General features: G+C 64.6%; 18 protein-coding genes. 10 read left to right on the top strand and 8 right to left on the bottom strand.

Features of this window, described 5'->3' with window-relative positions; all coding sequences use genetic code 11:
* Window positions 1–25: 25 nt before the first annotated feature.
* The 3 genes from K2W81_RS06070 to K2W81_RS06060 all read right to left on the bottom strand — a co-directional run bounded on the left by K2W81_RS06070 (window position 26) and on the right by K2W81_RS06060 (window position 4,057).
* A complete protein-coding gene (locus tag K2W81_RS06070; RefSeq protein WP_294102255.1) occupies window positions 26–1,252 on the bottom strand; it encodes an MFS transporter in 1,227 nt (408 codons plus the stop codon).
* Between the two features lie 191 nt (window positions 1,253–1,443).
* A complete protein-coding gene (locus K2W81_RS06065) occupies window positions 1,444–2,979 on the bottom strand; it encodes an insulinase family protein (protein ID WP_294102254.1) in 1,536 nt (511 codons plus the stop codon).
* A gap of 220 nt (window positions 2,980–3,199) precedes the next feature.
* On the bottom strand, window positions 3,200–4,057 hold the full coding sequence (locus K2W81_RS06060; RefSeq protein ID WP_294102253.1) for an NAD(P)-dependent oxidoreductase: 858 nt from the start codon (window positions 4,055–4,057) through the stop codon (window positions 3,200–3,202).
* A 129-nt stretch (window positions 4,058–4,186) separates the two neighbouring features.
* Between K2W81_RS06060 and K2W81_RS06055 the strand changes: the two genes are divergently transcribed.
* From K2W81_RS06055 to K2W81_RS06035, 5 genes are all read left to right on the top strand, one after another.
* Entirely contained in the window at window positions 4,187–5,077 is an 891-nt protein-coding gene (locus K2W81_RS06055) for a LysR family transcriptional regulator (RefSeq protein ID WP_294102251.1), read from the top strand.
* Window positions 5,078–5,161: 84 nt separating this feature from the next.
* On the top strand, window positions 5,162–6,379 hold the full coding sequence (locus K2W81_RS06050) for an acyl-CoA dehydrogenase family protein (protein ID WP_294102250.1): 1,218 nt from the start codon (window positions 5,162–5,164) through the stop codon (window positions 6,377–6,379).
* A 78-nt stretch (window positions 6,380–6,457) separates the two neighbouring features.
* Entirely contained in the window at window positions 6,458–7,522 is a 1,065-nt protein-coding gene (locus tag K2W81_RS06045; protein ID WP_294102248.1) for an acyl-CoA dehydrogenase family protein, read from the top strand.
* 255 nt (window positions 7,523–7,777) lie between these two features.
* Window positions 7,778–10,855 carry a TonB-dependent receptor gene (locus tag K2W81_RS06040; protein ID WP_294102246.1) on the top strand — a complete coding sequence of 1,026 codons (3,078 nt, stop codon included), beginning with the start codon at window positions 7,778–7,780 and terminating at the stop codon, window positions 10,853–10,855.
* A gap of 90 nt (window positions 10,856–10,945) precedes the next feature.
* Window positions 10,946–12,250, top strand: coding sequence for an MFS transporter (locus tag K2W81_RS06035; protein ID WP_294102244.1), 1,305 nt, complete (start codon window positions 10,946–10,948; stop codon window positions 12,248–12,250).
* Here the strand turns inward: K2W81_RS06035 and K2W81_RS06030 are convergent.
* Complete coding sequence (locus tag K2W81_RS06030) at window positions 12,240–13,484, bottom strand: TetR/AcrR family transcriptional regulator (RefSeq protein WP_294102242.1); 1,245 nt, start codon at window positions 13,482–13,484, stop codon at window positions 12,240–12,242. The two genes, K2W81_RS06035 and K2W81_RS06030, sit on opposite strands and share 11 nt — an antisense overlap.
* A 168-nt stretch (window positions 13,485–13,652) precedes the next feature.
* On the opposite strand from K2W81_RS06030, the gene K2W81_RS06025 reads away from it, so the two are divergent.
* The 5 genes from K2W81_RS06025 (at window position 13,653) to K2W81_RS06005 (ending at window position 19,027) form a co-directional block, all read left to right on the top strand.
* On the top strand, window positions 13,653–14,930 hold the full coding sequence (locus K2W81_RS06025) for an acyl-CoA dehydrogenase family protein (RefSeq protein WP_294102241.1): 1,278 nt from the start codon (window positions 13,653–13,655) through the stop codon (window positions 14,928–14,930).
* Window positions 14,931–15,094: 164 nt separating this feature from the next.
* Window positions 15,095–16,180: a Zn-dependent alcohol dehydrogenase gene (locus K2W81_RS06020; RefSeq protein WP_294102240.1), complete on the top strand. Its 1,086-nt coding sequence runs from the start codon at window positions 15,095–15,097 to the stop codon at window positions 16,178–16,180.
* A 29-nt stretch (window positions 16,181–16,209) separates the two neighbouring features.
* A complete protein-coding gene (locus K2W81_RS06015; RefSeq protein ID WP_294102314.1) occupies window positions 16,210–17,253 on the top strand; it encodes a phosphotransferase family protein in 1,044 nt (347 codons plus the stop codon).
* Window positions 17,254–17,358: 105 nt separating this feature from the next.
* Complete coding sequence (locus K2W81_RS06010; RefSeq protein ID WP_294102238.1) at window positions 17,359–18,123, top strand: SDR family NAD(P)-dependent oxidoreductase; 765 nt, start codon at window positions 17,359–17,361, stop codon at window positions 18,121–18,123.
* Window positions 18,124–18,223: 100 nt separating this feature from the next.
* Window positions 18,224–19,027 carry an SDR family oxidoreductase gene (locus K2W81_RS06005; protein WP_294102237.1) on the top strand — a complete coding sequence of 268 codons (804 nt, stop codon included), beginning with the start codon at window positions 18,224–18,226 and terminating at the stop codon, window positions 19,025–19,027.
* Window positions 19,028–19,036: 9 nt separating this feature from the next.
* Here the strand turns inward: K2W81_RS06005 and K2W81_RS06000 are convergent, their stop codons facing one another.
* The 4 genes from K2W81_RS06000 to K2W81_RS05985 all read right to left on the bottom strand — a co-directional run bounded on the left by K2W81_RS06000 (window position 19,037) and on the right by K2W81_RS05985 (window position 23,633).
* The gene (locus tag K2W81_RS06000; RefSeq protein WP_294102236.1) at window positions 19,037–20,599 is read right to left on the bottom strand and encodes a hypothetical protein; all 1,563 of its coding nucleotides are present in this window, start codon (window positions 20,597–20,599) and stop codon (window positions 19,037–19,039) included.
* A gap of 78 nt (window positions 20,600–20,677) precedes the next feature.
* Window positions 20,678–21,475 carry a dienelactone hydrolase family protein gene (locus K2W81_RS05995; protein WP_294102234.1) on the bottom strand — a complete coding sequence of 266 codons (798 nt, stop codon included), beginning with the start codon at window positions 21,473–21,475 and terminating at the stop codon, window positions 20,678–20,680.
* Between the two features lie 4 nt (window positions 21,476–21,479).
* Entirely contained in the window at window positions 21,480–22,358 is an 879-nt protein-coding gene (locus tag K2W81_RS05990; protein ID WP_294102233.1) for an acyl-CoA thioesterase II, read from the bottom strand.
* A gap of 147 nt (window positions 22,359–22,505) precedes the next feature.
* Window positions 22,506–23,633, bottom strand: coding sequence for an acyl-CoA dehydrogenase family protein (locus K2W81_RS05985; RefSeq protein WP_294102231.1), 1,128 nt, complete (start codon window positions 23,631–23,633; stop codon window positions 22,506–22,508).
* Window positions 23,634–23,655 lie beyond the last annotated feature (22 nt).

The following is a 23,655-nucleotide window of genomic DNA, read 5'->3' as shown; positions in this document are numbered from 1 at the left end:
GAAACGAACGGATCGTCATCAGGTCTTAACCGCCCGCCGCCGCCACTTCCTTCGGCGGCACGCGACCCAGCACTTTGGCAACGATGATGAGCAAGGCCACGCCCGCCAATATCCCCGCAAGCAGGAATGCCGCGCCGGGAAAGCCGCGCGCGACGCCTTCCGCCAGCGCCTGGGTCAGCAGCAGCGGGGCGAGGATCGAGGCGAGGCTGCTCATGCTGCCGATGCCGCCCTGCAGCGCGCCCTGATGCGATGCGTCGACCAGCCGTGATAGCAGTCCGTTCATGGCTGGAAACACCAGCGCCGAAAGGCCACTGACCAGAAAAATCGCATAGGCGTGCCACCCTTGCGTCACGAATACATAGCCCAGAAATGCCCCCATGCCGCTCGCCAGACCGATGACGACCGACCGTCGCTCACCCAGTTTGGCGATGATCGGCCCGGTCAGGAAGATCTGCACCAGCGTCATCACCAGCCCGACAAAGGCCAGCGACCAGCCGATCGCCGCCGCATCCCAGCCAAAGCGCGCCGCGCTCCAGAACGACCAGGTCGCCGGATAGACATTGTTCGCCAGAATCCAGCAGAACCACGCGATCAGCAACGGCGCGGCCTCACCGCATTTGAACAGCGGCCGGAAGGCGCTGGCGACGTTTGCGCTGCGCCACTCGAACGGGCGCCGGTTTTCGGGCGCGAGCGATTCGGGCAGAAACGCCAGCATTGCCGCTGCGTTGACAGCCGCGAGCAGCGCCGCCGCCAGAAACGGCGCACGCGGCCCCAGCCCGGCGAGCAGGCCGCCAATCGCGGGGCCAATGATGAAGCCCAAGCCAAAGGCGGCGCCGATCCAGCCGAACACCGTGCCGCGCTTTTCGGGCGTGCTGGCGTCGGCGAGTGCAGCACTTGCCGGGCCGTAAATCGCGCCGCAAATCCCGGCTAGCGCGCGGCCGAGGAAGAGCCAGGCGAGGGTTGGCGCAAACGCCATCAGCGCGTAATCCGCGCCGAACGACAGCATCGACGCGATCATCACCGGGCGCCGCCCGTACCGGTCGCTCAAATTGCCGAGCACCGGCCCGGCGACGAATTGCGTCAGCGCATAGACGCCGAGCAGATAGCCCGAAATCCGCGTCGCCTGCTCCAGATCGACCTGGCCCAGATCGGTGATGAGCTGCGGCAGAATCGGGATCACGATGCCAAAGCCGATCGTATCGATCAGCACCGCCGCCAGCACGATGGCGACGATGCGCCGGTCATAGCCCATGCCTTGCCCCCTTTTCCGTCCCCTTGATGCCCGCGAAAGGTGTCAAAAGTCACGACCATCCTAGGGGGGTGCCGCAGCATCTGGCACGACTCAATTGGAACGAAAAAAGAACATAGCTGCGTAAATCCAACTTTGCCAGCCCTTCGTGATCGATATGCCCGCCGACTCTACACCGCGAGGCTAAACCAGGATCAGCGCAGCTTGCAGCCCGGATTTTGGCCGACGGCGTCATCGAGCAGCGTGCGAATTTCCGCCTGCGGGTCGTTGATTTGCGCGAGTTCGGGCGTTTCCAACCGGACGTGTTCGACGCCCGCGCGCCATTTTTCGCGCCACCAGCGATTGCCGGCAGCGGCGTCGACGGTCGGGAACCAGGCGCGGGCATGGCGCAGCAGTTCATTCGGCGGCACCAGCGCCCGTCCCGCCGCGAGCGCGTGCGAAAGATCCTTGGCAAGCTCGACATTCGGCACGCCCGCCATCGCGGCAGATCGCTGTTCGAGTTCGCCGATGACAGTCTTTCGGGCCGCTGCCCATTCGGCGTCGGACAATCCTTGCGTCTGCAAGTCGCAGGTCGTCTTCTTCAGCGTGGCGAGGCCCGATCGCCAATGATCGGCGGCCAGATTGTCCCACAGCAGGATCAGGCCATAGCCATTTTCGCCATTCTCGATGAAGGCGCCGGTTTTCCCCGGCTGACTGTCGGGCTGGGTCAGCCTGAGCCGATCAGTGACCGCGCGGATGAAGACCATGTTCATCAGCGTCGTTTCGATTTGCAGGCTTCGTGTTGCTGCCGGAGCCGGAATCGCAAAGGTGACGCCGGTCAACGCCACCATGCGGCCGTCCTGCCGGGCCGAATAGCTGAGCGGACTGATGCGATCGGGCTTCACGCCCGGGATCGGCGGCCATACAGGCGCGGGGCCGGTACCTTGCCAGTTCTCGAAGCGCTGGCGGATCAGCGCGGTCGCCTTCGCCGGATCGACGTTGCCGACGACGACGATCATCATCCGTTCGGGGCGATACAGCCGGTGATAGAGCGCGCGGATCGTGTCGATGCTCGCGGTCGGTACATCGTCTGAATTCTGCGCATCGATCACGTCGGTGGGCGATCCCGGCGCGAACGCGGCGACATAGCCCGCGTAAATCTCATTGCCGTACCGCTTCTCGCCCATTTCGCGCAGCACGTCGGCGCGTTGTTCAGCGACCGCGTCGGCGCGCAACGTCATGTCGCCCGCGACTTCACGAAACAGCGACAACAAGGTGTCGAGATCGGCGAGCTTGGTGGCGCGGGTCGACACGAAGTAATTGCTCTCTTCCCACGTCGTCGTCCCCGCCGTGGGTGCGGAGAAGGTCAACGGCAGGCCGATATTGGGAAACCGGTAAACCTGGTAAGGCGCGGCTTTGGTCGGGCTGGCAAAGGCAAGATGCTCGATCAGATGCGCGAGGCCGCGCTCGCCCGGGCGCTGTTCGGCGATGAAGCCGCCCTTGACGCGCATCAACAGGCCAAGGCCGGGCTCGTTCGCGCGGCGCGGCAGGATGGCATAGCGCAGGCCGTTTTTCAGCCGCCCTTCGACCACGGGGCGCCAGTCGTTGACTGATTTGGGCGCCGGGTGCGCCTGCCGAGGGGGTCGGGTGGCGCCGGGCGGCTGCGCGTTGGCGGGCAACGCGAGCGCTGCAATTGGGAGGGTGGCGCCGATGAACAGCCCGAGGGCGATGGCCAGATGACGTCGTTGCACGGCCCGGTCTCCCCGCTTGCGGCGCCAATCGTTTGAGTGGCGGAGGACGCGCAAACGCCGATCTTTGCTCACCAATGTTTCGGGCAAGAAAAAGGCGAAATTTTAGCGCTTTGCCAGCTCGTCGACTGGGTGGACGGGATGACACCGAAAAGGAGTGCGAACGATCAGCACCGTCGCCGGTACCATAGCGACGGTGCGGCGATCACCTCCCGTTCAACCGTTATTGATAGAGTTTTGCGACGGCGGTCAGATTTTCGAAACCCAAGCCCGCTGCCAGTGCGTCGTCGAACACCGTTGCGGCAGTATCGGCCATCGGCGTGCGGGCGCGAAGTCGCAGACCGACATTGTGGGCGAGCGCAAAATCCTTCGCGACAAGATCGATCGGGAACATCGGTGCGAAGGCCCCGGCAAGCATGCCGCCCATTGCGCCCTTGAGCGCGGGGCTTGCGACGGGCGTTTCGCCAATAATCGCCGCAATGCGCGTGAGATCGAGCCCTTGGGCGGCGGCGAGCCCCAGCAACTCGGCAATCGCCGTTACCTGAATGCCGAACAGCGCGTTGATGAGCAGCTTGGTCGCCGAGCCCGATCCCGGCCCGCCGCAGTGGTGTGCGGCGCTGCCCATAGCGGACAGCACTGGCTCCGCGCGACCGACGGGCGCCTCAGCGCCACCGACGAGAAAGATCAGCGCGCAGGCTTCGGCTTGGGGGCGCGACCCGACGACCGGCGCGTCGAGACACTCTACTCCCGCTGCCGCGCAGGCCGCATGCAGCGTCCGCGCCCAATCGGCGCTCACCGTTGAACACTCGATCGCGAGCGTGCCTGCGTGCATCCCGGCCAGCGCGCCGGACTCTGAATGCAACCACACATCGGCAGCCGCCGCGTCGTCGCGTACCATCGCGATCACGACCTCCGCGCCACTTGCAGCATCGCGGGGCGTGGTCGCAATTCTTGCGCCAGCCCAATTGGCGGCGTCGGGCGCGGTGCGGTTCCAGAGGGTCAGCTCGTGTCCTGCGTCGAGCAAGCGGCGCGCCATGCGCGATCCCATCGCGCCAAGCCCGAGAAAGGCGATTTTGGTCATGCAGATATCCAGTCGAATGAGGTTGGTTGGGCCGATCATCAGGAGTGCCCGATCACGCATGCCGTTTCTCTATCATTCGAAACATGAGCGGTAGTATCTCACTTCAACTATGATATATCCGCTGATCAAATGAAAGATCGGCTTCAGGCACTCCGGCTTTTCCAGCGCGTCGCGCGGCTCGGCAGCTTTTCGCGTGGCGGGCGCGAGCGCGGGCTGTCGCAGCCATCAGCATCGCGGATCATCGCCGAGCTCGAGCGCGAGATTGGCGCGACCTTGTTCATCCGGACCACACGTGCCGTGACGCTGACCGAGGCGGGCGCCGATTATCTCGCGCGGATCGAGCCGCTGCTGGCGTCGCTCGACGAGGCCGATCATATCGCGCGCGGCACCGGGGAGCTGCGCGGCACGTTGCAGGTCGCGATATCGTCGAGCTTTGGCGTGCGAGAGGTGATTCCTCGGCTGCCTGCTTTCATGGCCCGCCATCCGGCGCTGCGCATTAATCTCCAGATCAGCGACGAGCGTCAGAATCTGGTGGTCGAAGGTGTGGACATCGCCTTTCGCCTCGGTCCGCTGGCGGATTCGACGGCGGTTGCGCGTAAACTGGCGACGGCACCACGGGTGCTGGTGGCGGCGCCCGATTATCTGGCACGGGCAGGGACACCCCAAACGCCAGCCGAGCTTGCGAACCATGCGGTCATCATCGGCCCTGTTGCCGATCCCGAACAGCATTGGTCGTTTGTCCGTGAGTCCCGGCGGCTGTCGGTGCGTGTCGACGGGCGGCTGTCGGCGGCAGCCAATGAGGGCGCAATGGCGGCGGCGGTCGCCGGGATGGGGATTGCCCGCGCTTCCCTATGGGGATGTCGCGCCGAGCTGGCAGATGGACGGCTGCGACAAATACTCGCCGACTGGGCGATGGACAGCGTCGAATTGCATGCCGTCTTCCCCGGTGGTCGGGCGGCGTCGCCTGCCGCGCGGGCGATTGCCGATTACCTTGCAGCAGCGATTGCCGAGGCACCCTGACCTAAAGCCCCCTTTGCTTGGCGGCGTTTCTGTGTCAGACCCCGCGACCATACCCGATCTTCAGATTCGACATTTGGGAGTGGAATGATGCAAGCGGCACTCGATACGGCCCCAGCAAATGCGCTCGATGATTTCCGTGCCGAGGCGCGCGCCTGGCTCGCGGCGAATTTCCCGGCTTCGCTGAAGGGCAAAGACAATTCGCTGTCGGCGCTCGAAGGGCCGCATGACCCGACCGAGGACGAAACCGCCTGGACCAAGGCGATGGGCGAAAAGGGCTGGGGCGTGCCGAGCTGGCCTGCCGCTTATGGCGGCGGCGGCCTCGACCGGCATCAGGTGCGCGTGTTGCAGGAGGAAATGGGCCGGATCGGCGCGTGGAACCCGATTGGCGGCATGGGCGTGATGATGTTCGGCCCGACCCTGCTCGAATATGGCAGCGAGGCGCAGAAGCTCGAGCACATCCCGGCGATCGCGAAGAACGAAGTGCGCTGGTGCCAGGGCTATTCGGAGCCGGGTGCGGGGTCGGATCTTGCGAGCCTTCAGACCTTTGCCGAGGATATGGGCGACCATTATGTCGTCAACGGCCAGAAGACCTGGACCTCAGGCGGGCAATGGGCCGACAAATGTTTCGCGCTGGTCCGCACCGACAAGAGCCAGAAGCATGCCGGCATCAGCTTCCTGCTGATCGGCATGACCTCGCCCGGTGTCGAAGTGAAGCCGATCCGGATGATCAGCGGCCAGTCGCCGTTCTGCGAAACCTTCTTCACCAATGTGAAGGTGCCCAAGGGCAATCTGGTCGGGCAGGAAGGGCAGGGCTGGGCGATCGGCACGCGCCTGCTCCAGCACGAGCGCAATTCGCTCTCGGGCGGCAGTGGCGCGGCGCGGATGTTTGCCGGCAAGGCGCTCAGCCAGCTCGCCAAGGAATATCGCGGCGCGAACGATGACGGCAAGGTCGCCGACAGCGACCTGCGCATGCGGATCGTCCGCCACGAGATGGACCAGCGCGCGTTCATGCTGACGCTGCGCCGCGCGGCGATGGAAGCCAAGTCGAACCAGGGGCCGTCGGCGGCGACCAGCATCATGAAGAATGTCGGTGCGCGCCTGACGCAGGACCGCGCCGAGCTGTCGGTCGAAATCATGGGCATGGCCGGGCTCGGCTGGGAAGGCGAGGGCTTCAGCGAGGCCGAGCTGACGCAAACCCGCACTTGGCTGTGGGGCAAGGCGGTGTCGATCTATGGCGGCTCGACCGAAATCCAGAATAATGTGATCGCCAAGCGCATCCTCGGGATGCTCGATCACCAATGATAATGCGCTGACAGCCATCGCTGCCCCGGCTTTTGCTCGGGGCGCGATCGGCGCGCTGCAAGGACAGGACGACATTTCATGGCTGCACTGAACGACGAACAAACGATGCTGCGCGACATGGTGCGCGAATGGGCGGACAATGAGTCGCCTGTCACCGCGTTCCGCCAGATGCGCAACGCCGCGCCCGCGGAAGGCTATGACCCCACGGCATGGGCGACGATGGCCGAAATGGGCCTCGCCGGGATCGTGATCCCCGAGGAATTCGGCGGGACAGCGTTTGGCTATCTCTCGCTCGGGCTGGTGCTCGAACAGTTGGGGCGCAATCTGGCGGCGTCGCCGCTCGCGTCGACCTCGGCGGCGGCGAGCGCGATCGTGCTGGGCGGATCGGCTGACGACAAGGCCAAATGGTTGCCAAAGATCGCAACGGGTGAAGTGGTCGCCACGCTCGCGATCGACGAAGGCCCCAACCATGATCCCACCAAGGTCACGACCAGCGTCACCGACGGCAAGCTCAGCGGGACCAAGGCGTTTGTCGCCGAAGGCGACAGCGCCGGACTGTTCATCGTGTCGGCAACCGATGGGCTGTACCTGGTCGATGCCGCCGCGGGCGGCGTGACGCGCTCGACGCGCAAAATGGCCGATGCGCGCAGCCATGCCGAAGTCGCCTTCAACGCCGCGCCCGCGACCAAGCTCGACGTGGGTACGCAAGCGATCATCGACCGCGCGACGGCCGCGAGCTGCGCCGAAATGCTCGGCCTGGCGGTGCGGGCGTTCGAGACGACGAACGATTACCTGAAGACCCGCGTCCAGTTCGGCCAAGTGCTGTCGACCTTCCAGGCGCTCCAGCACCGTATGGCCAAGATGTTCACCGAGCTCGAGCTGATGCGTTCGGTGGTTGAGGGTGCGCTTGAGGCGATCGACAGCGGGCGGTCGGATGTCGATCAGGCGGTGTGCCTTGCGAAGGCGGTCGCGAGCGAAACCTCGCGCCTCGTCAGCCGCGAGATGGTGCAGCTCCACGGCGGCATCGGCATGACCGACGAATATGATGCGGGCTTCTACATCAAGCGCGCCGCCGTGCTGGAAACAATGTGGGGTAGCGCGTCCTATCACCGCGAACGCTTTGCACGCCTGAACGGCTACTGATACCGCAACCCGGCGACCGAGACCGCCCCGATTGACGTCGGGGCGGTGATCGCGCGCGCCTTGGCCGCGAATGGCCGGTTTCAAAGATGCGGGTTGGTTGCTCCCGTCCGGCCCAGCGCTATGACCTTTGTGCAACAGCGCCCGGAAAGATAGCATTCCGCAACGTTAGTTTCGCTTGACGACGTGAGCGTGGCTATGTCTATTCGAGTTTACGGTACGGGAAGCGCAAGAAGCCCGACCTTCTGGGAGAGAGACATGCCGAAAATCACCCTGCTCGCCGCCTGTGCAGCGCCCGTCCTGGCAATCGCGCTTGCGATGCCCGCCTATGCACAGACCGCGCCTGCCCCGACCACGACCCAGGAAACCGAAGAGCCCATTCCAGAAGTGGTGGTCACGGGGTCGCTGATCCGGGGTACGCCCGAGGACGCAGCGCTGCCGGTCGATGTCATTACGGGCGAGGAACTGGCGCGGCAGGGGTCGCCCTCTGCACTCGATCTGCTCAAGAATTTGCCGACCTCGAATGGCGTGATCGGGGACGCCAACCAGTTCGATGCTCGCGCGCAAGGGTCTGAAGGTGTTGCGTCGGTCAACCTGCGCGGGCTTGGGCCGCAGCGCACGCTGGTGCTGCTGAACGGGAAACGCGTCGTGTTTGCCGGCACCGGGGTCCCGGTCGTCGACATCAACCTGTTGCCGCAAAGCGCGATCGGGCGGATCGAAATCCTGAAGGACGGCGCGGCGGCGACCTATGGTTCGGACGCCATCGCGGGCGTGGTCAATTTCATCACCCGGTCAGAACAACAGGGTTTCCAGGCATCGGGCGACTATCGCTACATCCGCGGGTCGGACGGCGATTATACCGGCGCGCTGAGCTTTGGCCATCACAAGGATGGCTTCCAGGTGCTCGCATCGATCGGTTACCAGCATCGGTCGGAACTGCGCACCACGGCCCGTCCGTTCACGGTCCAGCCCTATCCGAACAACCCGCAGGGCGGTTATTCAGGCGGCGGCAATCCCGGCAACTTTGGCTTCGGTGGCACGGGCAATTTCGTGCGCGACCTCGGCTGCGAAGCGCTGGGCGGTTTCCGCAGCTTGCCGGGGTCGACCACCGATCGCTGCTTCACTAATTTCGGGCAGTTCGACAATCTCGTCGAACCCGAAGATCGCATTCAGGCCTATGTCGAATCCAAGATCGACATCACCGACAAGCTGACGTTCCGCGTGACCGCGCTGTATGGCACGTCGTCGACACGAATCACCACGTCGCCGAGCTATCTGCCGACGCTGCCGCCATCGGGCTATGCCGCATCGCCGCTCACCACCGTACCGGCAGCAGGCATCACCACGACCGCGCAGGCGGCGGGGGCTGGCTTCTTCGCGATTCCGACCTATGCGCCGGCGCTGCGTGACTATTGCGGGGTCTACGGTGCTGCATCGGGCTGCGTCGTCAACGCCGCCGGGGCGCCGCTTGCGCCTGCGCTGGCTTTCCCGGTCTTGTTCCGGCCGTTCCTGCTGGGCGGCAACCCGTTGTTCACACAACCCGGCAATGATCGCAATTCTGCCTTCAGCCAGCGTCAGTCGGAATCGATCCGCTTCACAGCCGACACCTCGCTGAAGATCAACGACGGGCTGACATTTGACGCGGGCTTCACCTATTCGGCCTATCGTCGCGGGATCGAAGGTACCGACACCTTTGGTGATCTGTTGCAGAATGCGCTGGCTGGATTCGGTGGCACGAATTGCGCCTTTGCCTCGCCGCAGTCGCGCGCGGGACTGACACAGGCCCAACTGGCCGCGGTCGCCGGCACCAACGGTTGCACCTACTTCAACCCCTTCTCGACCGCCGTTGCCCGCAACCCGGTGACGGGGCAGACCAACCCCAATTTCGCCGGCACGCGCGCGCCGGCTGGCGCCAATCTGACGCCGGGCGCCGGGATCATCAACGATCTGGCGACGATCGATAACTTCTTCCGCACCACCCGCAGCGACACCGACACCCAATTGATCGTGGCGGACGCTGTGCTGAGCGGCCGATCGGGCATTCGCTTGCCGGGTGGCGAGATTTCGTTCGCCATCGGCGGCCAATATCGGGCGGATCGCTATGAGATCCGGTACAACGCCGATGCCAATCTTGCGGTCAATCCCTGCCCCGGTTCGGCGCTGACCGCCAATGCGATCTGCGCGCAGCAGACCGGCGCGCTGGGGTTCCTCGGCACCAACCGCAACCGGACGATCAACGGCAATGTCTATGCGTTCTTCGGCGAACTTCAGGCGCCGGTCACCGACACGTTGAACGTGCAGTTCTCGGCGCGGTTCGAAGACTATGGCGGGCGGACCGGATCGACCTTCAACCCGCAGGGCCGCGTGCGGTGGCAGGCGCTGAGCTGGCTGGCGTTGCGCGGCGGCGCCGGCACGACCTTCCGTGGCCCGCCGCCGCAGAACCTCGACGGTCAGGTGACCTCGCTCCAGGTGATCGGCAGCTCGTTCCGCGCGATCGACATTCTGGGCAACAACGACCTGCGGCCCGAAACGACAACCACTTACAGCGGCGGCGTGATCGTTAACTTCGGCGGCTTCAACGCCAGCGTCGATTACTGGCGCTATGAGCTTACCGGGCCGATCGAAGCCGAACCGGTGCAAGGGATCGTCAACGCCCTGTTCGGCGCGACCGGCGCGGCGAATTGCGGCAATGCGGCCTTTGCCCAACTGCAGGCGCGCTTTACCTTCACGGCCGCCGGTTGCGGGATCGGCAACGTCCAGCGTCTGCGCACCAACCTGGTCAACAGCGCGAATGTGACGACTCAGGGCCTCGATTTCCAGGCACAGTACAAGTTCGATCTGGGCACGGCCAAAATCGTGGTCGGCGGTACCGGTACCTATATTCTGGACTATCGGGTCCGCGACTTCACCGTCGCCGGGGTTGTCGTCCAGCCGGCGTTCAACGCGGTTGGCTTGCTCAACTTCCAGACGAGCGCCTATCCGCTGCCGCCGCTGAAGGGCAATTTGTTCCTTCAGGGCGACCTGGGGATGCATCAGGCACGGTTCCAGGTGAATTACATCGACGGTTATCGCGATCAGCGTACCGCCGCCATCTTTGGTCCCAATACCGGGGCGCTGGCCGGGGCATCGGTGACCAACGGACAGAATATCGGCGCGTTCACGACGCTCGACTTCACCTATCGTCTCAACCTCAAGACCAACACGACGATCTCGCTGTCGGCGCTCAATATTCTCGATCAGCTGCCGCCATTTGCGCGGCTCGACTTCAACTATGATCCGTTCACGGCATCGCCGCTCGGGTTCAACGCGAAGTTCGGCATCACGCAGCGGTTCTGACCGGTGATTGATAGATCGTGATCCACCCGCCGCCCGGCTCGCTCCGGGCGGCGGTTTTTTTGACGCGCGTTTTTCGGAGTTGCACAGCGCATGGCGACCCTTTCCCTGGAACAGCATGTCACTGCCGATGCCCGCGCGCTTCGGCTGCGCGGCTGGACGCTCGCTCTGTTGACGCTCGTCTATTTTTTCAGCTTCATGGATCGCTACATCCTCTCGATCCTGCTTGAGGCGATCAAGGCCGATCTCCAGCTCAATGATACCCAGCTCGGGCTGCTGTCGGGCTTTGCCTTTGCGATTTTCTACGCGACGCTGGGCATTCCCGTCGCGTGGCTGGCCGACCGGACGAGCCGCCGCGACATCATTGCGGTGGCGCTCACGCTGTGGAGCGCAATGACAGCGCTGTGCGGCACGGCTGCCAATTTCACCCAATTGCTGATCTATCGGATCGGTGTCGGCGTGGGGGAGGCGGGATCGAGCCCGCCGTCGCATTCGATCATCGCCGATCTCTATCCGCCCGAAAAGCGCGCGGGGGCAATGGGCATTTATTCGACCGGCGTCGTGCTCGGCGGCGGCTTCGGCGCCATTATCGGCGGCCTGATCGCCCAAAGTTACGGCTGGCGCTGGGCGATGGCGGCGGTGGGATTGCCCGGCATCCTGCTTGCGGTGTTCGTGCGGGTGGTGATGGTCGAACCGCGGCGCGGGCTGTCGGACCCCGGCGGGGTGCCGCAAAACCCCGCGCCGCTCCCGTCACTGAGCGAAGGGTTGAAGAGCCTTGGGGCCAGTGCTCCGGCGATCCACCTGATCATCGCGGTGACGATCACCTCGCTGGTCGGCTATGCCACCACCAATTTCGGGCCATCCTATCTCCAGCGTTCGTTTGGCATGACGCTGACGCAAGTGTCGCTCTACTATGCGCCGGCGGTCGCGCTGATCGGGGCATTCGGTGGAATCATGGGCGGGCGGATCGCCGACCGGCTCGGCCGCCGTTACGGGCTGCACGTGCAGGCATGGTTTGTCGCCGTGCTCAAGCTTGCCGCTCTGCCGTTCACGGCGCTGTTCTACCTGTCCTATGACGTCACCACGGCCTTTGCGGCGGTGATGCTCTCGTACTTGCTCGCGTCGAGCTATCTGGGGCCGAGTTTTGCGCTGATCCAGGGCCTCGCGCCGACTCGGATGCGCGCGGTTTGGGCGGCGATCACGCTGCTCGTCATCAACCTGATCGGTCTCGGGCTGGGGCCGAGCATCACCGGCATCCTGAGCGATCTGTACAAGCCGGCGTTCGGCGCCGAATCACTGCGATATGCGATGCTGAGCGCGAGTTTGCTCACGCCCTGGGCGATCTATCATTATTGGCGCGCGGGCGTCTTGCTCAAGCGGCAGGCGGCTATAGGCTGAGCACCCGGTCGTCGAACAAGCCAAACGCGAGCGTCGACGCGTAGAATGCAATCGCGCGGTCGCGCGGCATGGTGCTGGCCCATTTGCGCATGTCGAACGCGGCATTTTGCAGCGCCATCAGCGCTTGGGCGGCGACCAGCGGGTCGATTGCGCGGATTGATCCTTCGGCGATGCCGTCGCTCATCATCCCGGCATAGCGCCGCGCGATGCGGTTCGACCGCGCGACCAGCGCACTGCGCACGCCCGGCGCAACGCCCGACAGCGCGGTGGTGCGCATCAGCGGGCCGCGATCGGAGAATTGGAAATCGAGCAAGGTCGCAATCGCGCTCGACAAGCGGTGCCAGTGATCGCCGCTTTCGGCATCGGCGAGCCGCTGCGCCTTGGTGATCGTCGCGAGGCTGCGCTTGTAGCAGGCGATCACCAGATCGTCCTTGGCGTCGAGATGGTGGTAGAAGCTGCCCTTGGTGACGTTGAGTTGCGACGCGATCTTCTGCACCGATGCACCGCGATAGCCGAGTTCGTTGATCAGCCGGGTCGCGGCGAGCAGAAAGGCTTCGCGCCCGGGCTCGGCCTCGGCCGGGGCGAGATCGAGCAGCGCGGGGGTCCACGCCGCGCCATCGGCGGCAATGCCGTGCGCGAACACCGCCATCAGCCGGTCTTCGACGCGGGCATATTGATCGGGATCGTACCGCCCGAGCCAGATGGGGAGCCAGAAAGTGTTTTCGAGCAGGACGTGCGCGCGCGCGCCGTACAGATCGGTGTGCGCGCGGGTCTGGCCGATGCCCCACAGGCTGCGCGTCTTGCGGAAGACATCGCGCCAGCCGTTCATCAGCCGCCCGAGCACGGGCTCTTCCATCGCGCGCAGGTCTGACAGCACCGCAAACGAGGTCGCCTCGCCGCGCTGGATGCGCGCGAGGCGATCCATATTGAGCGCGAGGTAGCGCGCGACACGCGCCTGAGGGGTCGGTTCGATCAGCGCCTCGTCGAGCATCGCCTGGAGCTGTTCGAGCGTATAGTCGAAACAGGCGGCGGCGAGGTCTTCCTTGCGCTTGAAATAATAGGTGACGCTGGTGGTGTTGAGCCCGACCCGGCGCGCGACATCGGCGAAGGTCATGCCCTTGGCGCTTTGCTCGTTGATCGCCTGTGCGGCTGCCGCCAAGATGGCGTCACGCTTCGCCCGGAAGCGCTTGGTGCTTCCGTCGGCGGTCGAGTCGATGGCCCCCAAAGCCTCCATAGCCGCAAAGCTTAACAGCATCTTTTCGAAGAAACAGTCCCTTTCGCGAATGCTTTGGGACACGGCATTCGTATGCGAAATGTGGCGCGCGGGGACACCGCAGACGCTTTACCGAATGTGCGGTACGGTCTAAGCCACGTTCAAACACGCCATTTGAGAGGATGCGTCATGGACTTCACGCTGAGCGACCGCGAAACCTATTTCCGCGACCGGGTGAAGGATTTCATCGACCGCGAAATCCGCCCGCGCAACCACATCTATCACCAGCAGGAAAGCACCGGCGAACGCTGGAAAGTGATTCCGGTGATTGAGGAGATGAAGGTCAAGACCAAGGCGGCGGGGCTGTGGAATTTCTTCATGCCGCCGCATTCGGGCCAGACCCATGTCGACGACAGCTTCGAGTTTGAAGGCACGCAGCTCACCAACCTTGAATATGCGCTGTGCGCCGAGGAAATGGGCAAGATCGGCTGGGCGTCGGAGTGCTTCAACTGCTCGGCGCCCGATACCGGCAATATGGAAGTCCTCCATCGTTACGGCACGCGCGAGCAGAAGGAGCAGTGGCTGAAGCCGCTGATGCACGGCGAAATCCGCTCGGCCTTCCTGATGACCGAGCCTGCGGTCGCCTCGTCGGATGCGACGAATATCGAAACGGCGATGGTGCGCGATGGCGATCATTATGTGATCAACGGCGTGAAATGGTGGTCGTCGGGCGCTGGTGATCCGCGCTGCAAGATCGCGATCGTGATGGGCAAGACCAACCCCGAAGGATCGCGCCACAGCCAGCAGAGCCAGATCCTCGTCCCGCTCGACGCACCCGGCGTGAACATCAAGCGCATGTTGAGCGTCTATGGCTATGATCATGCGCCCCACGGCCATGCCGAGATTGAGCTGAAGGACGTGCGGGTGCCGGTCGAGAATGTGTTGCTCGGCGAGGGGCGCGGGTTCGAAATCGCACAGGGTCGGCTCGGGCCGGGCCGCATCCACCATTGCATGCGCACGATCGGCGTGGCGGAAGTCGCGATCGAGGCAATGGCCAAGCGGCTGCTGACGCGCGTCGCGTTCGGCAAGCGCATCGCCGATCACTCGATCTGGGAACAGCGCATTGCCAAGGCGCGCATCGACATCGAAATGACGCGGCTGCTCTGCCTCAAGGCGGCCGACATGATGGACAAGGCCGGCAACAAGAGCGCGCAACAGGAAATCGCGATGATCAAGGTGGCCGCGCCGACCATGGCGCTGTCGATCCTCGACGATGCGATCCAGGCGCATGGCGGCGGCGGCGTGTCGGACGATTTCCACCTCGCCCATGCCTGGGCAGCGATGCGGACCTTGCGTTTCGCTGATGGTCCGGATGAGGTTCACAACCGGGCAATCGCGCGCAACGAGTTTGGGAAATATGCGGACTTGCCTGAGGCGGTTGCGGCGAAGGAAATGGTGCGGCGCTGATCGGCCTTTATCAAAGCGCAACCGTCACCCCGGACTTGTTCCGGGGCCCACTCCTCCACCCGCACTTCGGCCCGTGAGGCGCGGTGGGCCCCGGCACAAGGCCGGGGTGACGGATGGGTTTTGGGAGACGGTGATTGGGAGCCTCAAGTGAGGGAATATCGTAAGTGAAAGCAGCCGTCCTTTACGAACCCAAGTCGGACCTCGTGATCGAGGATATCCGCATCGACAAGCCCGGCCCGCGCGAAGTGCTGATCCGCACGGTCGCCTGCGGGGTGTGCCGATCAGACCTGCATTTCGTCGACGGCAGCTTCCCGCACCCGATGCCGACCGTGCCCGGCCACGAAGCGGCGGGCGTTGTCGAAGCGGTCGGGAGCGATGTCGCGCGGTTGCGGCCCGGCGATCATGTCATCACCTTTTTCACCGTGTTCTGCGGCAGTTGCGAGATGTGTGTGACCGGGCGTCCGTCGCTGTGCGTCGATCCGTCGACCAAGCGCGGCAAGGGGGCGGACCCGCGCATCAGCTTGCAGGACGGCACCCCGCTCGCGCCGTTCCTCAACCTGTCGGCGTTTGCCGAAATGATGCTGGTGCATGAGAATGCCTGCGTCGCCATCAGCAAGGACATGCCGCTCGACCGCGCGGCGCTGCTCGGCTGCGCGGTGATCACTGGCGCGGGGTCGATCTTCAACGACAGTCGCTTGCGCGCCGGGGAGACGGTGGCCGTCATCGGCTGTGGCGGCATCGGCCTTGCCGCGATCAATGCCGCCAAGATTGCCGGGGCAGGGGCGATCATCGCGATCGATCCGGTGCCCGACAAGCTGGCGCTGGCCATGCGGCTGGGCGCAACGCATGGCTTTGCGCCCGACGAGGCCGATCTGGCGAAGAAGATCGCGGGGCTCACCGGCGGCGGTGTCGATTATGCGATCGAGGCGGTCGGGCGGCCCGAGACAGCCGAGCTTGCCTGGACGATCCTGAAGCGCGGCGGCACCGCGACGATCCTCGGCATGATCGCGCCGGGCAAGATGGTCAGCCTGCCGGGGCCGAGTTTTCTCAGCGGCAAGAAGCTGCAAGGATCGCTGCTAGGATCGACGCGCTTCCCGATCGACATGCCGCGGTTGGTGCAGATGTATCTCGACGGCAAGCTCGATCTCGACACGATGGTCGCCGAGCGGATCACGCTCGACGGTGTTAATGGCGCGCTGCAGGCGCTTCGGACGGGGGACACGGTGCGCTCCGTGATCGAATTCGCATGAGCGGGGCGGCGGAAACCGCCGACGTCACCATGGTCGGCACGCTGCCCGTGCCCGCCGATGACGCGATCGACGCTGCGCGGGTCGCCGCGTGGATGGAAGCCCATGTGCCCGGCGCGCAGGGTCCGATCACGCTGTCGAAGTTCAAGGGCGGGCAATCCAACCCGACCTATAAGGTCGAAAGCCCCGGCGGCACTTATGTGCTGCGCCGTCAGCCGTTCGGCAAATTGCTGCCGAGCGCGCATGCGGTTGACCGCGAATACCGGCTGATTGCGGGGCTGCACCCGACCGGCTTTCCGGTGCCGCGCCCCTATGGGCTATGCGAAGACCCAGAGGTGATCGGCGCCAAATTCTACCTGATGGAACTGGTGAGCGGTCGCAACCTGTGGGACGGATCGCTCCCGAGCATGACGCCGCCCGAACGCACCGCGATCTACAATGCGATGTGCGATACGATGGCGCAGCTCCACAACACCGATCACGTCGCCGCGGGGCTTGGCGAGTACGGCAAGCCCGGCAATTATTTCGAGCGGCAGGTCGCGCGCTGGACCAAGCAGTACCGCGCGTCCGAAACCGAGCATATGCCCGATGTCGAGGCGCTGATCGACTGGCTCCCGGCTACCTTGCCGCAGCAGGACCGGGTGTCGATCGTTCACGGCGATTACCGGATCGACAATATGATCTTCGCGGCCGACGAGGCGCGGGTAATCGCGGTGCTCGACTGGGAGCTGTCGACGCTTGGCGATCCGCTGGCGGATTTCAGCTATTTCCTGATGAACTGGGTGACCCAGCCCGAGGGGCGTTCCGGGGTGATGGGGCTGGCCGGGGGCGAAAGCGGCATCCCGACGATCGAGGATATGGTCGCGCGCTATTGCGCCGCGACGGGGCGCGACGGCGTGCCGCAGCTCGACTGGTATTTCGCCTATAATCTGTTCCGGCTGACGGGGATTGTTCAGGGCATCAAGAAGCGCATCGTCGATGGCACAGCGAGCAGCGCGCAGGCGGCGAAGACTGTAGAGCGGATCGGTCCGCTGGCAGCGGCGGCGTGGGGTTTTGCGAAGAAGGCGGGGGCCTAAAACTCAGGTGACCCGCTTGTTTCGAGCGCAGTCGAGAAACAGGCCCCAAGCGATACGCAGCGTTTCTCGACTGCGCTCGAAACGAACGGAGGGGGGACTAATAACATGAGCCAATTCGACCTGCACGGCCAAGTCGCCATCATCACCGGCTCGTCGCGCGGGATCGGCAAGGCTTCGGCGTACGAACTCGCCGAGCACGGCGCCAAGGTGGTCATCTCCAGCCGCAAGCAGGATGCGTGCGATGTCGTCGCCGCCGAGATCAACGGGAAGTACGGCGAGCGCACCGCGATCGCGGTTGCGGCGAATATCTCGGACAAGGCGGGGCTCCAGCATCTCGTCGATGAAACGAAGGCGCAGTTCGGCAAGGTCGACATCCTCGTCTGCAATGCCGCGTCCAACCCCTATTATGGCCCGCAAGAGGGCATTGCCGATGAGCAGTTCCGCAAGATCCTCGACAACAATATCGTCTCCAACCACTGGCTGATCAGCATGGTCGTGCCCGAAATGCGCGAGCGCAAGAGCGGGAGCATCATCATCATTTCGTCGATCGGCGGCATTCGCGGGACGGCGGTGATCGGTGCCTATGCGATATCGAAGGCCGCCGACATGCAGCTCGCGCGCAATCTGGCGCATGAGTATGGGCCGTTCGGCGTGCGGGTGAACTGCATCGCGCCGGGGCTGATCCGCACCGATTTCGCGCGCGCGCTGTGGGAGAATGAGGCGGCAGTGGCGGCGCGCAATGCGACCACGCCGCTGCGCCGGATCGGCGAGCCCGAGGAAATCGCGGGCGCGGTGGTGTTTCTCGCCAGCCAGGCCAGCGCGTTCATGACCGGGCAGACGATCGTAATCGACGGCGGGGTGACGATTTAACGAGCTACACCCCGTTCGTCCCGAGCGAAGTCGAGGGACGGGCTGCAGGGACAGGTGTCTCGACTTCGCTCGACACAAACGGGTTTCGGAAGGAAATAGAATGACCGCGCGTTTCACCGACAAATCGATCATCGTCACGGGTGCCGCTTCGGGCATTGGCCGCGCGGCCGCCACGCTGTTCGCGGCGGAAGGCGGCAAGGTCATCTGTGCCGACTGGAGCGAGGCTGCCGAGGACACCGCGCAAGCGATCCGCGACGCAGGCGGCACCGCGACCGCGATCAAGATCGACGCGGGCAAGGAAGAGGATGTCGTCCGCACCGTCGCGCTCGCGGTCGAGACATTCGGCGGGCTCGACATCATGTTCGCCAATGCCGGGATTTCAGGCGGGATGGCCAACATCTTCGACACCGATGTTTCGCTCATCACCGAAGTGCTGCGCGTCAACCTGATCGGGCCGTATCTGGCGGTGAAGCACGCCGCTCCCGAGATCGCCAAGCACGGCGGCGGGGCAATCGTGCTGACCGCGAGCGTTGCGGGCATCCGCTCAGGCGCGGGATCGCCCGCTTATTCGGCGTCAAAGGCAGGCGTGATCAACCTCGCGATGACATCGGCCCAGCAACTCTCGGGATCGAACATCCGCGTCAACGCGATCTGCCCGGGGCTGACCGAAACTGGCATGACCAAGCCCACCTTCGATTACGCACGCGAGGCGGGGAAGATGGAAAAGGTCGGCCGCCTCAATCCCCTCCGCCGCGCTGCCCAGCCCGAGGAGCTGGCGAAAGTCGCGCTGTTCCTCGCCTCCGACGACGCAAGCTACGTCAACGGGCAGGCGCTGGCGGTCGACGGGGGGCTGTCGAGCAGCCACCCGGTGACGCGGCAGGAATATGGCAAGACGGCGGTGTAAGCCCGCCGCCTAGTTGGTCGGTACCGGCTTCGGGATGACCGGGCTTAGATCGGCGATCAGCTTGTCGGCGCGCAAGGTGAGGCTTTCGGGGAAGCCCGGCGTGCCGATTTTGCCGAAGCGCACACCGATAAGGTCGATGTTTCTGCGCGTCGGAATGAGGGCGACGCCGTCGACGCCGCGTTCGCGCGCAATTAGCCCGGCCTGCAGCAGCAGAGCCTCGCCCGCCGGCAGATCCGTCGCCGATACGGTATCGATCGTCGACATGATTTCGAACAGCGCGGGATCCTTCTTGTCCGGTTTCCACAGGAATTTGGGCTTTGCGCCGGTGGTCCAGGTAACGCGGCTGGCCTTGCTGAACTCGGCGGCACTCGCGCTGAGCGTTGGCAGTGCATAGAGCCGTTTGGTCTGGTCTTCGGTGGCGATGCTCGTTGCCATTTCGTCGAGGAAGTGCCCACGCCACGCGTCGGGTGGTTCACCCAGCGTGCCCGTCAGTTCCGACGCCGGAGCCCCCGCGCGCAACTGTTGCATCGACGCATAGACCGAGCGCTTGTCGGCGAGCAGCCAGGGGCCATGCGCGCGAAATGTCGCGCGCGCGTCGCTGGCCTTGCCCTGCTTGAGGTCGATGATCACCGACTGAAGCGTGAGCGTTTCCGATGTCTGCGCGAGCAGGTCACTCATGTCCCCGGATTCACCGCTGGAGCGCAGTCTGGCAATTTCGGTTTCCACTTTGGCGCGCAGGGCGTTCGATTTTTCGACATCACCGGCCAGCGCGACCAGCAGCGACTGGTTGGAATCAAACCAGATCGGCGTGAACTTCTTGAGCGATGCCGTGGCGAGTGTGACATAATCGGCAAAAAGCTGCGCCGCTTCCAGATAGCGACCGTTTGCGCACAAGGTTTGCGCCAGAGCGTTGAAGTTGATCGGGATCATCCGCGCACTCTGGGCGAGCACGTCTTGCTTGGCGGGGCTGAGATCGTTGGTCAGCCCGAGGAAGCCATAGGCGCGTTGCACAAAGGCAACGTCATAGGACCCAAGCTGTAGCGCCTCGACCGCCTTGGCTTCGGCTTCGGCAAAGCGCTTGGCCCGTAACTGCACATTGGCTTCAAGCAGCATCGCGCGCGGCAACAAGGTGCGACGAAACCCGACGTCCTGCTTATAGTCCCCGGCAGCCTCCTCAGCCGTGCGGATCGTGGCGAGCGCCTGCTCAAGGTCATTGTCCTCAAGCAAATGGATGGTCTTGGCCATCACCAGCTCGACCCGGCGTTCGCCATTTTTTTCCAGAGTCAGCGCGGTGGTGCACGCCGCCGCACCGTCCCTGCCCTTGGCGCGCTTGGCGTCGTCGTCCTTGGTGGTGCCGAGTTCGGAGACGCCGAGCGTCGCCGTGACGGCCAGCGCGCGGAAAATCCGCAGACCGCCGCTGACATAGCCGGTGCGGCCGTCACACAAAACGAAGGGGGAGACCGGCTTGGCGGGGGGCGTCTGCACCGTCGGGGGTGTCGACTGGGCGTGCGCGGGCGTGGCAAAGACTGTCGCCACGGCGAGCGTGGCGGCACCAGCATAGGAAAATTTCATGCATCCCCCGATGATTCGACCTGTTTGTCCTATGCTTATGGAAACATCGGTCGCTTGAAAAGCCTTGGCCCTGCCGCGCTACGGGTTCAACGCCCGCGAGAAAAAGCCGATCACTTCCATCACCGCCGACTTGGTAATCTCGCCCTCGGCGTCGATCAGGTCGCCGGTGAACACGCTGTGCGGCGGACGGCCGGCACGGGCGAGGGGGCTGTTGGGGTTGCCGGCGCTTGGCGGAATTTCGATGCCGGTGAAGGCGTCGCCGAATTCGCGGCGGAGCGTGGTGAATTTTTCGCCCTTCGACAGCGGATCGCCGTCAAAGCGATAGCCCTGGATTTCGAGACCATCGCGGGTGCGCGCCTTCACCTTGGCGAGGTCAGCGGGAGAGATGTCGAGCCCTGCCGCGCTCATTACCGGCATCCCCGGTTGCGACAGCACCGGTGCGAGCACCACCGGGTCTACGGCCATCGACAGCGAAAAGCCGCCGGTCAGGCACATGCCGATCACGCCGACGCCGGGCCCGCCGCATTCGGCATGCGCCTGATGCGCGAGCGGCTTGAGCCAGTCGACGATCGGGCTCGACTTGCCGGTGCGGAACAAGTTGAATTCGCGGCTGACGCACAGCCCGAGCAGGCGGCGCTGGGTAATCTTCTCCGCATTGGTCGCATCGGGCGTGCCGAGCAGGATCGGCGCATAGACGCGGAATCCGGCGTCGACGAGCCAGCGGCAGAAGCGCGCGAGCGTGGGGGTGAAGCCGAAGACTTCGTGTATGACGATGATCGCGGGGCCGCTCTCACCGATCGTCAGCACCGGCTTGGTCTTGCCGCCGAAGGTTAGATCGCGGCGGGTGAAATCGGCAATGTCGGTCGTCAGCGTCATGGCGTCACTCCCGCAGGCGAATCAGCCCTTCCTGGGTGCAGGAGGCGACCAGCCGTCCGTCGCGCGCGTAAATCTTGCCGCGGTTGAAGCCGCGCGCATGGCCCGACCAGGGGCTGTCGCATACGTACAGCAGCCAGTCGTCGGCGCGAAACGGCTCATGCAGCCACACCGCGTGATCGAGGCTCGCGGTCTGGAGCTTGTGCGTCATCCAGTTGACACCGTGCGCGAGTGTCGCGGTGCCGAGCAGCGACATATCCGACGCATAGGTGAGGATCGCGCGGTGCAATGCCGGATCTTCAGCGACGGGGGCGACGACGCGGAACCAGTTCGCCTGGCGCGGCTCCTGCTTTTCGGGCTTGAGCCAGCTGCGCGGGTTGATCGGGCGGCTTTCGATCATCCGCGGGCGTGTGAAATTGGCGCGAAAGCGCTCGGGCATCTGGTCGGCGGTTTCGAGGCGGATTTCGAGGTCGCTCTTCAGGTCTTCGGGCGCGGGCACATCGGGCATCGCGTCCTGGTGCGACAGGCCTTTTTCGGGCCGCTGCAGCGAGCAGGTAAGCGTGAGGATCGGCACGCCCCTTTGCGTCGCGATCACGCGGCGGGTGGCGAAGCTCTTGCCGTCGAAATCGCGCACCACGCGGTAGATGATCGGATGCTCCTCGGCGCCGGCCCGCATGAAATAGGCGTGGAGCGAATGCGCTTGTTTGTCGTCGTCGGTCGAGCGCTGCGCGGCTTGCAGCGCCTGCGCGAGCACTTGCCCGCCGAACACGCGACCATAGCCGTCGTGACCGCGCTTGCCACGATAGAGATCGGTGTCGAGTTCCTCGACGTCGAGCAGGTCGACGAGGTTCTGCGCGAGCTGGGCAGGGGTGGGGTGGTCGGTCATCATTTTCCTCATTCCTCCCCGAGCTTGCTCGGGGAGGGGGACCATTTGCGCAGCAAATGGTGGAGGGGGTATAGCCGTTCTGCGGCCCCCTCCACCACGCCCTGCGGGCGCGGTCCCCCTCCCCCAGCATAGCTGGGGGAGGATTAATTAGTACCCCGCCGCCCGCGCGAGCTGGTCGGCATGGAAATTGGCGTCGCCGAACATCTCGGCGAGCACGCGGCCGCGCTTCATGTAGAAGCCGATGTCATATTCGTCGGTCATGCCGATCCCGCCGTGCATCTGCACGCCTTCCTGCACCGACAGCGTGGTGGCAAGGCTGGTCATTGCCTTGGCGACCGACACGGCTTCTTCCGCCCCTGCATCGCCCGCATCGAGCAATTGCTGCGCCTTGAGCACGGCCGCGCGCGCGACTTCCATCTCGCTGTAGAGATGCGCGGCGCGGTGCTGGAGCGCCTGGAAGCTGCCGATCCGCACGCCGAACTGCTTGCGTTCCTTCAGATAATTGACGGTCATGTCCATCGCGCCGCCGCCAACACCGAGCAATTCAGCCGCGGCCCCAGCGCGGCCAGCGCGCAGCAAGCGACCGAGTGGATCGCTGCCGCCATCGACCTCGCCAATCACTGCATCGGCGTCGACCTCGACGCCGTCGAAGGTGAGGCGCGCAGCGAGCGACGAATCGGCCAGCCGCTCGGCTTCCGCGCTCAGGCCCGCCGCGCCCTTGTCGATCGCGAACAGCGTGATGCCGTCCTTGTCATGCGCCGAGCCCGCCGTACGCGCCGCGACGATCAGCACATCGGCGACATGGCCGTGGGTGACGAATTGCTTGGTGCCCGTCAGCTTGAAGCCATTGCCCGAGCGTTCGGCCTTCATCGCGATGCCGGTGCCATGCTTGGCGCGCTCGTCGATCGCGAGTGCCGCCACGGTGTCGCCGCTCAGAATGCCGGGGAAGAGCCGGGCGGCGTGCGCGCTGCCCTTCAGCGCCTCGACTGCCGCGACCGCCGTGGCGAGGAAGGGCGAGGGCGACAGGTTGCGGCCGATCTCCTCGAGCACCACGCCTGCTTCGACATGACCGAGGCCAAGACCACCCTCGTTTTCACCGATCAATATGCCGGTGAACCCCATTTCGGCGAATTGCTTCCACAAATCGCGGCTGAAGCCATCGGCATTCTTGCTGTCGCGCAAGCCCCGCATGTGGCTGATGGGCGCGGAATCGGCGATGAAGCTCTTCGCCGTGTCGTGCAGCATCGTCTGTTCTTCGGTGAGGTAGAGAGGCATTGTTCAATCCTGTTCGTCACCC

The organism is Sphingomonas sp., assembly GCF_019749955.1.
Lineage (GTDB): Bacteria > Pseudomonadota > Alphaproteobacteria > Sphingomonadales > Sphingomonadaceae > Sphingomonas.
The sequence above is the reverse complement of the archived record's forward strand: the minus strand, read 5'-3'. Positions and strand labels throughout refer to the sequence as shown.

Excerpts from the sequence above, each read along its gene's own strand:
- K2W81_RS06070 (WP_294102255.1), bottom strand. The coding sequence starts at position 1,252 with ATGGGCTATGACCGGCGCATCGTCGCCATCGTGCTGGCGGCGGTGCTG.
- K2W81_RS06060 (WP_294102253.1), bottom strand. The coding sequence starts at position 4,057 with ATGACCAAAATCGCCTTTCTCGGGCTTGGCGCGATGGGATCGCGCATG.
- K2W81_RS06055 (WP_294102251.1), top strand. The coding sequence starts at position 4,187 with ATGAAAGATCGGCTTCAGGCACTCCGGCTTTTCCAGCGCGTCGCGCGG.
- K2W81_RS06050 (WP_294102250.1), top strand. The coding sequence starts at position 5,162 with ATGATGCAAGCGGCACTCGATACGGCCCCAGCAAATGCGCTCGATGAT.
- K2W81_RS06045 (WP_294102248.1), top strand. The coding sequence starts at position 6,458 with ATGGCTGCACTGAACGACGAACAAACGATGCTGCGCGACATGGTGCGC.
- K2W81_RS06040 (WP_294102246.1), top strand. The coding sequence starts at position 7,778 with ATGCCGAAAATCACCCTGCTCGCCGCCTGTGCAGCGCCCGTCCTGGCA.
- K2W81_RS06035 (WP_294102244.1), top strand. The coding sequence starts at position 10,946 with ATGGCGACCCTTTCCCTGGAACAGCATGTCACTGCCGATGCCCGCGCG.
- K2W81_RS06030 (WP_294102242.1), bottom strand. The coding sequence starts at position 13,484 with ATGGAGGCTTTGGGGGCCATCGACTCGACCGCCGACGGAAGCACCAAG.
- K2W81_RS06025 (WP_294102241.1), top strand. The coding sequence starts at position 13,653 with ATGGACTTCACGCTGAGCGACCGCGAAACCTATTTCCGCGACCGGGTG.
- K2W81_RS06015 (WP_294102314.1), top strand. The coding sequence starts at position 16,210 with ATGGTCGGCACGCTGCCCGTGCCCGCCGATGACGCGATCGACGCTGCG.
- K2W81_RS06010 (WP_294102238.1), top strand. The coding sequence starts at position 17,359 with ATGAGCCAATTCGACCTGCACGGCCAAGTCGCCATCATCACCGGCTCG.
- K2W81_RS06005 (WP_294102237.1), top strand. The coding sequence starts at position 18,224 with ATGACCGCGCGTTTCACCGACAAATCGATCATCGTCACGGGTGCCGCT.
- K2W81_RS06000 (WP_294102236.1), bottom strand. The coding sequence starts at position 20,599 with ATGAAATTTTCCTATGCTGGTGCCGCCACGCTCGCCGTGGCGACAGTC.
- K2W81_RS05995 (WP_294102234.1), bottom strand. The coding sequence starts at position 21,475 with ATGACGCTGACGACCGACATTGCCGATTTCACCCGCCGCGATCTAACC.
- K2W81_RS05990 (WP_294102233.1), bottom strand. The coding sequence starts at position 22,358 with ATGACCGACCACCCCACCCCTGCCCAGCTCGCGCAGAACCTCGTCGAC.
- K2W81_RS05985 (WP_294102231.1), bottom strand. The coding sequence starts at position 23,633 with ATGCCTCTCTACCTCACCGAAGAACAGACGATGCTGCACGACACGGCG.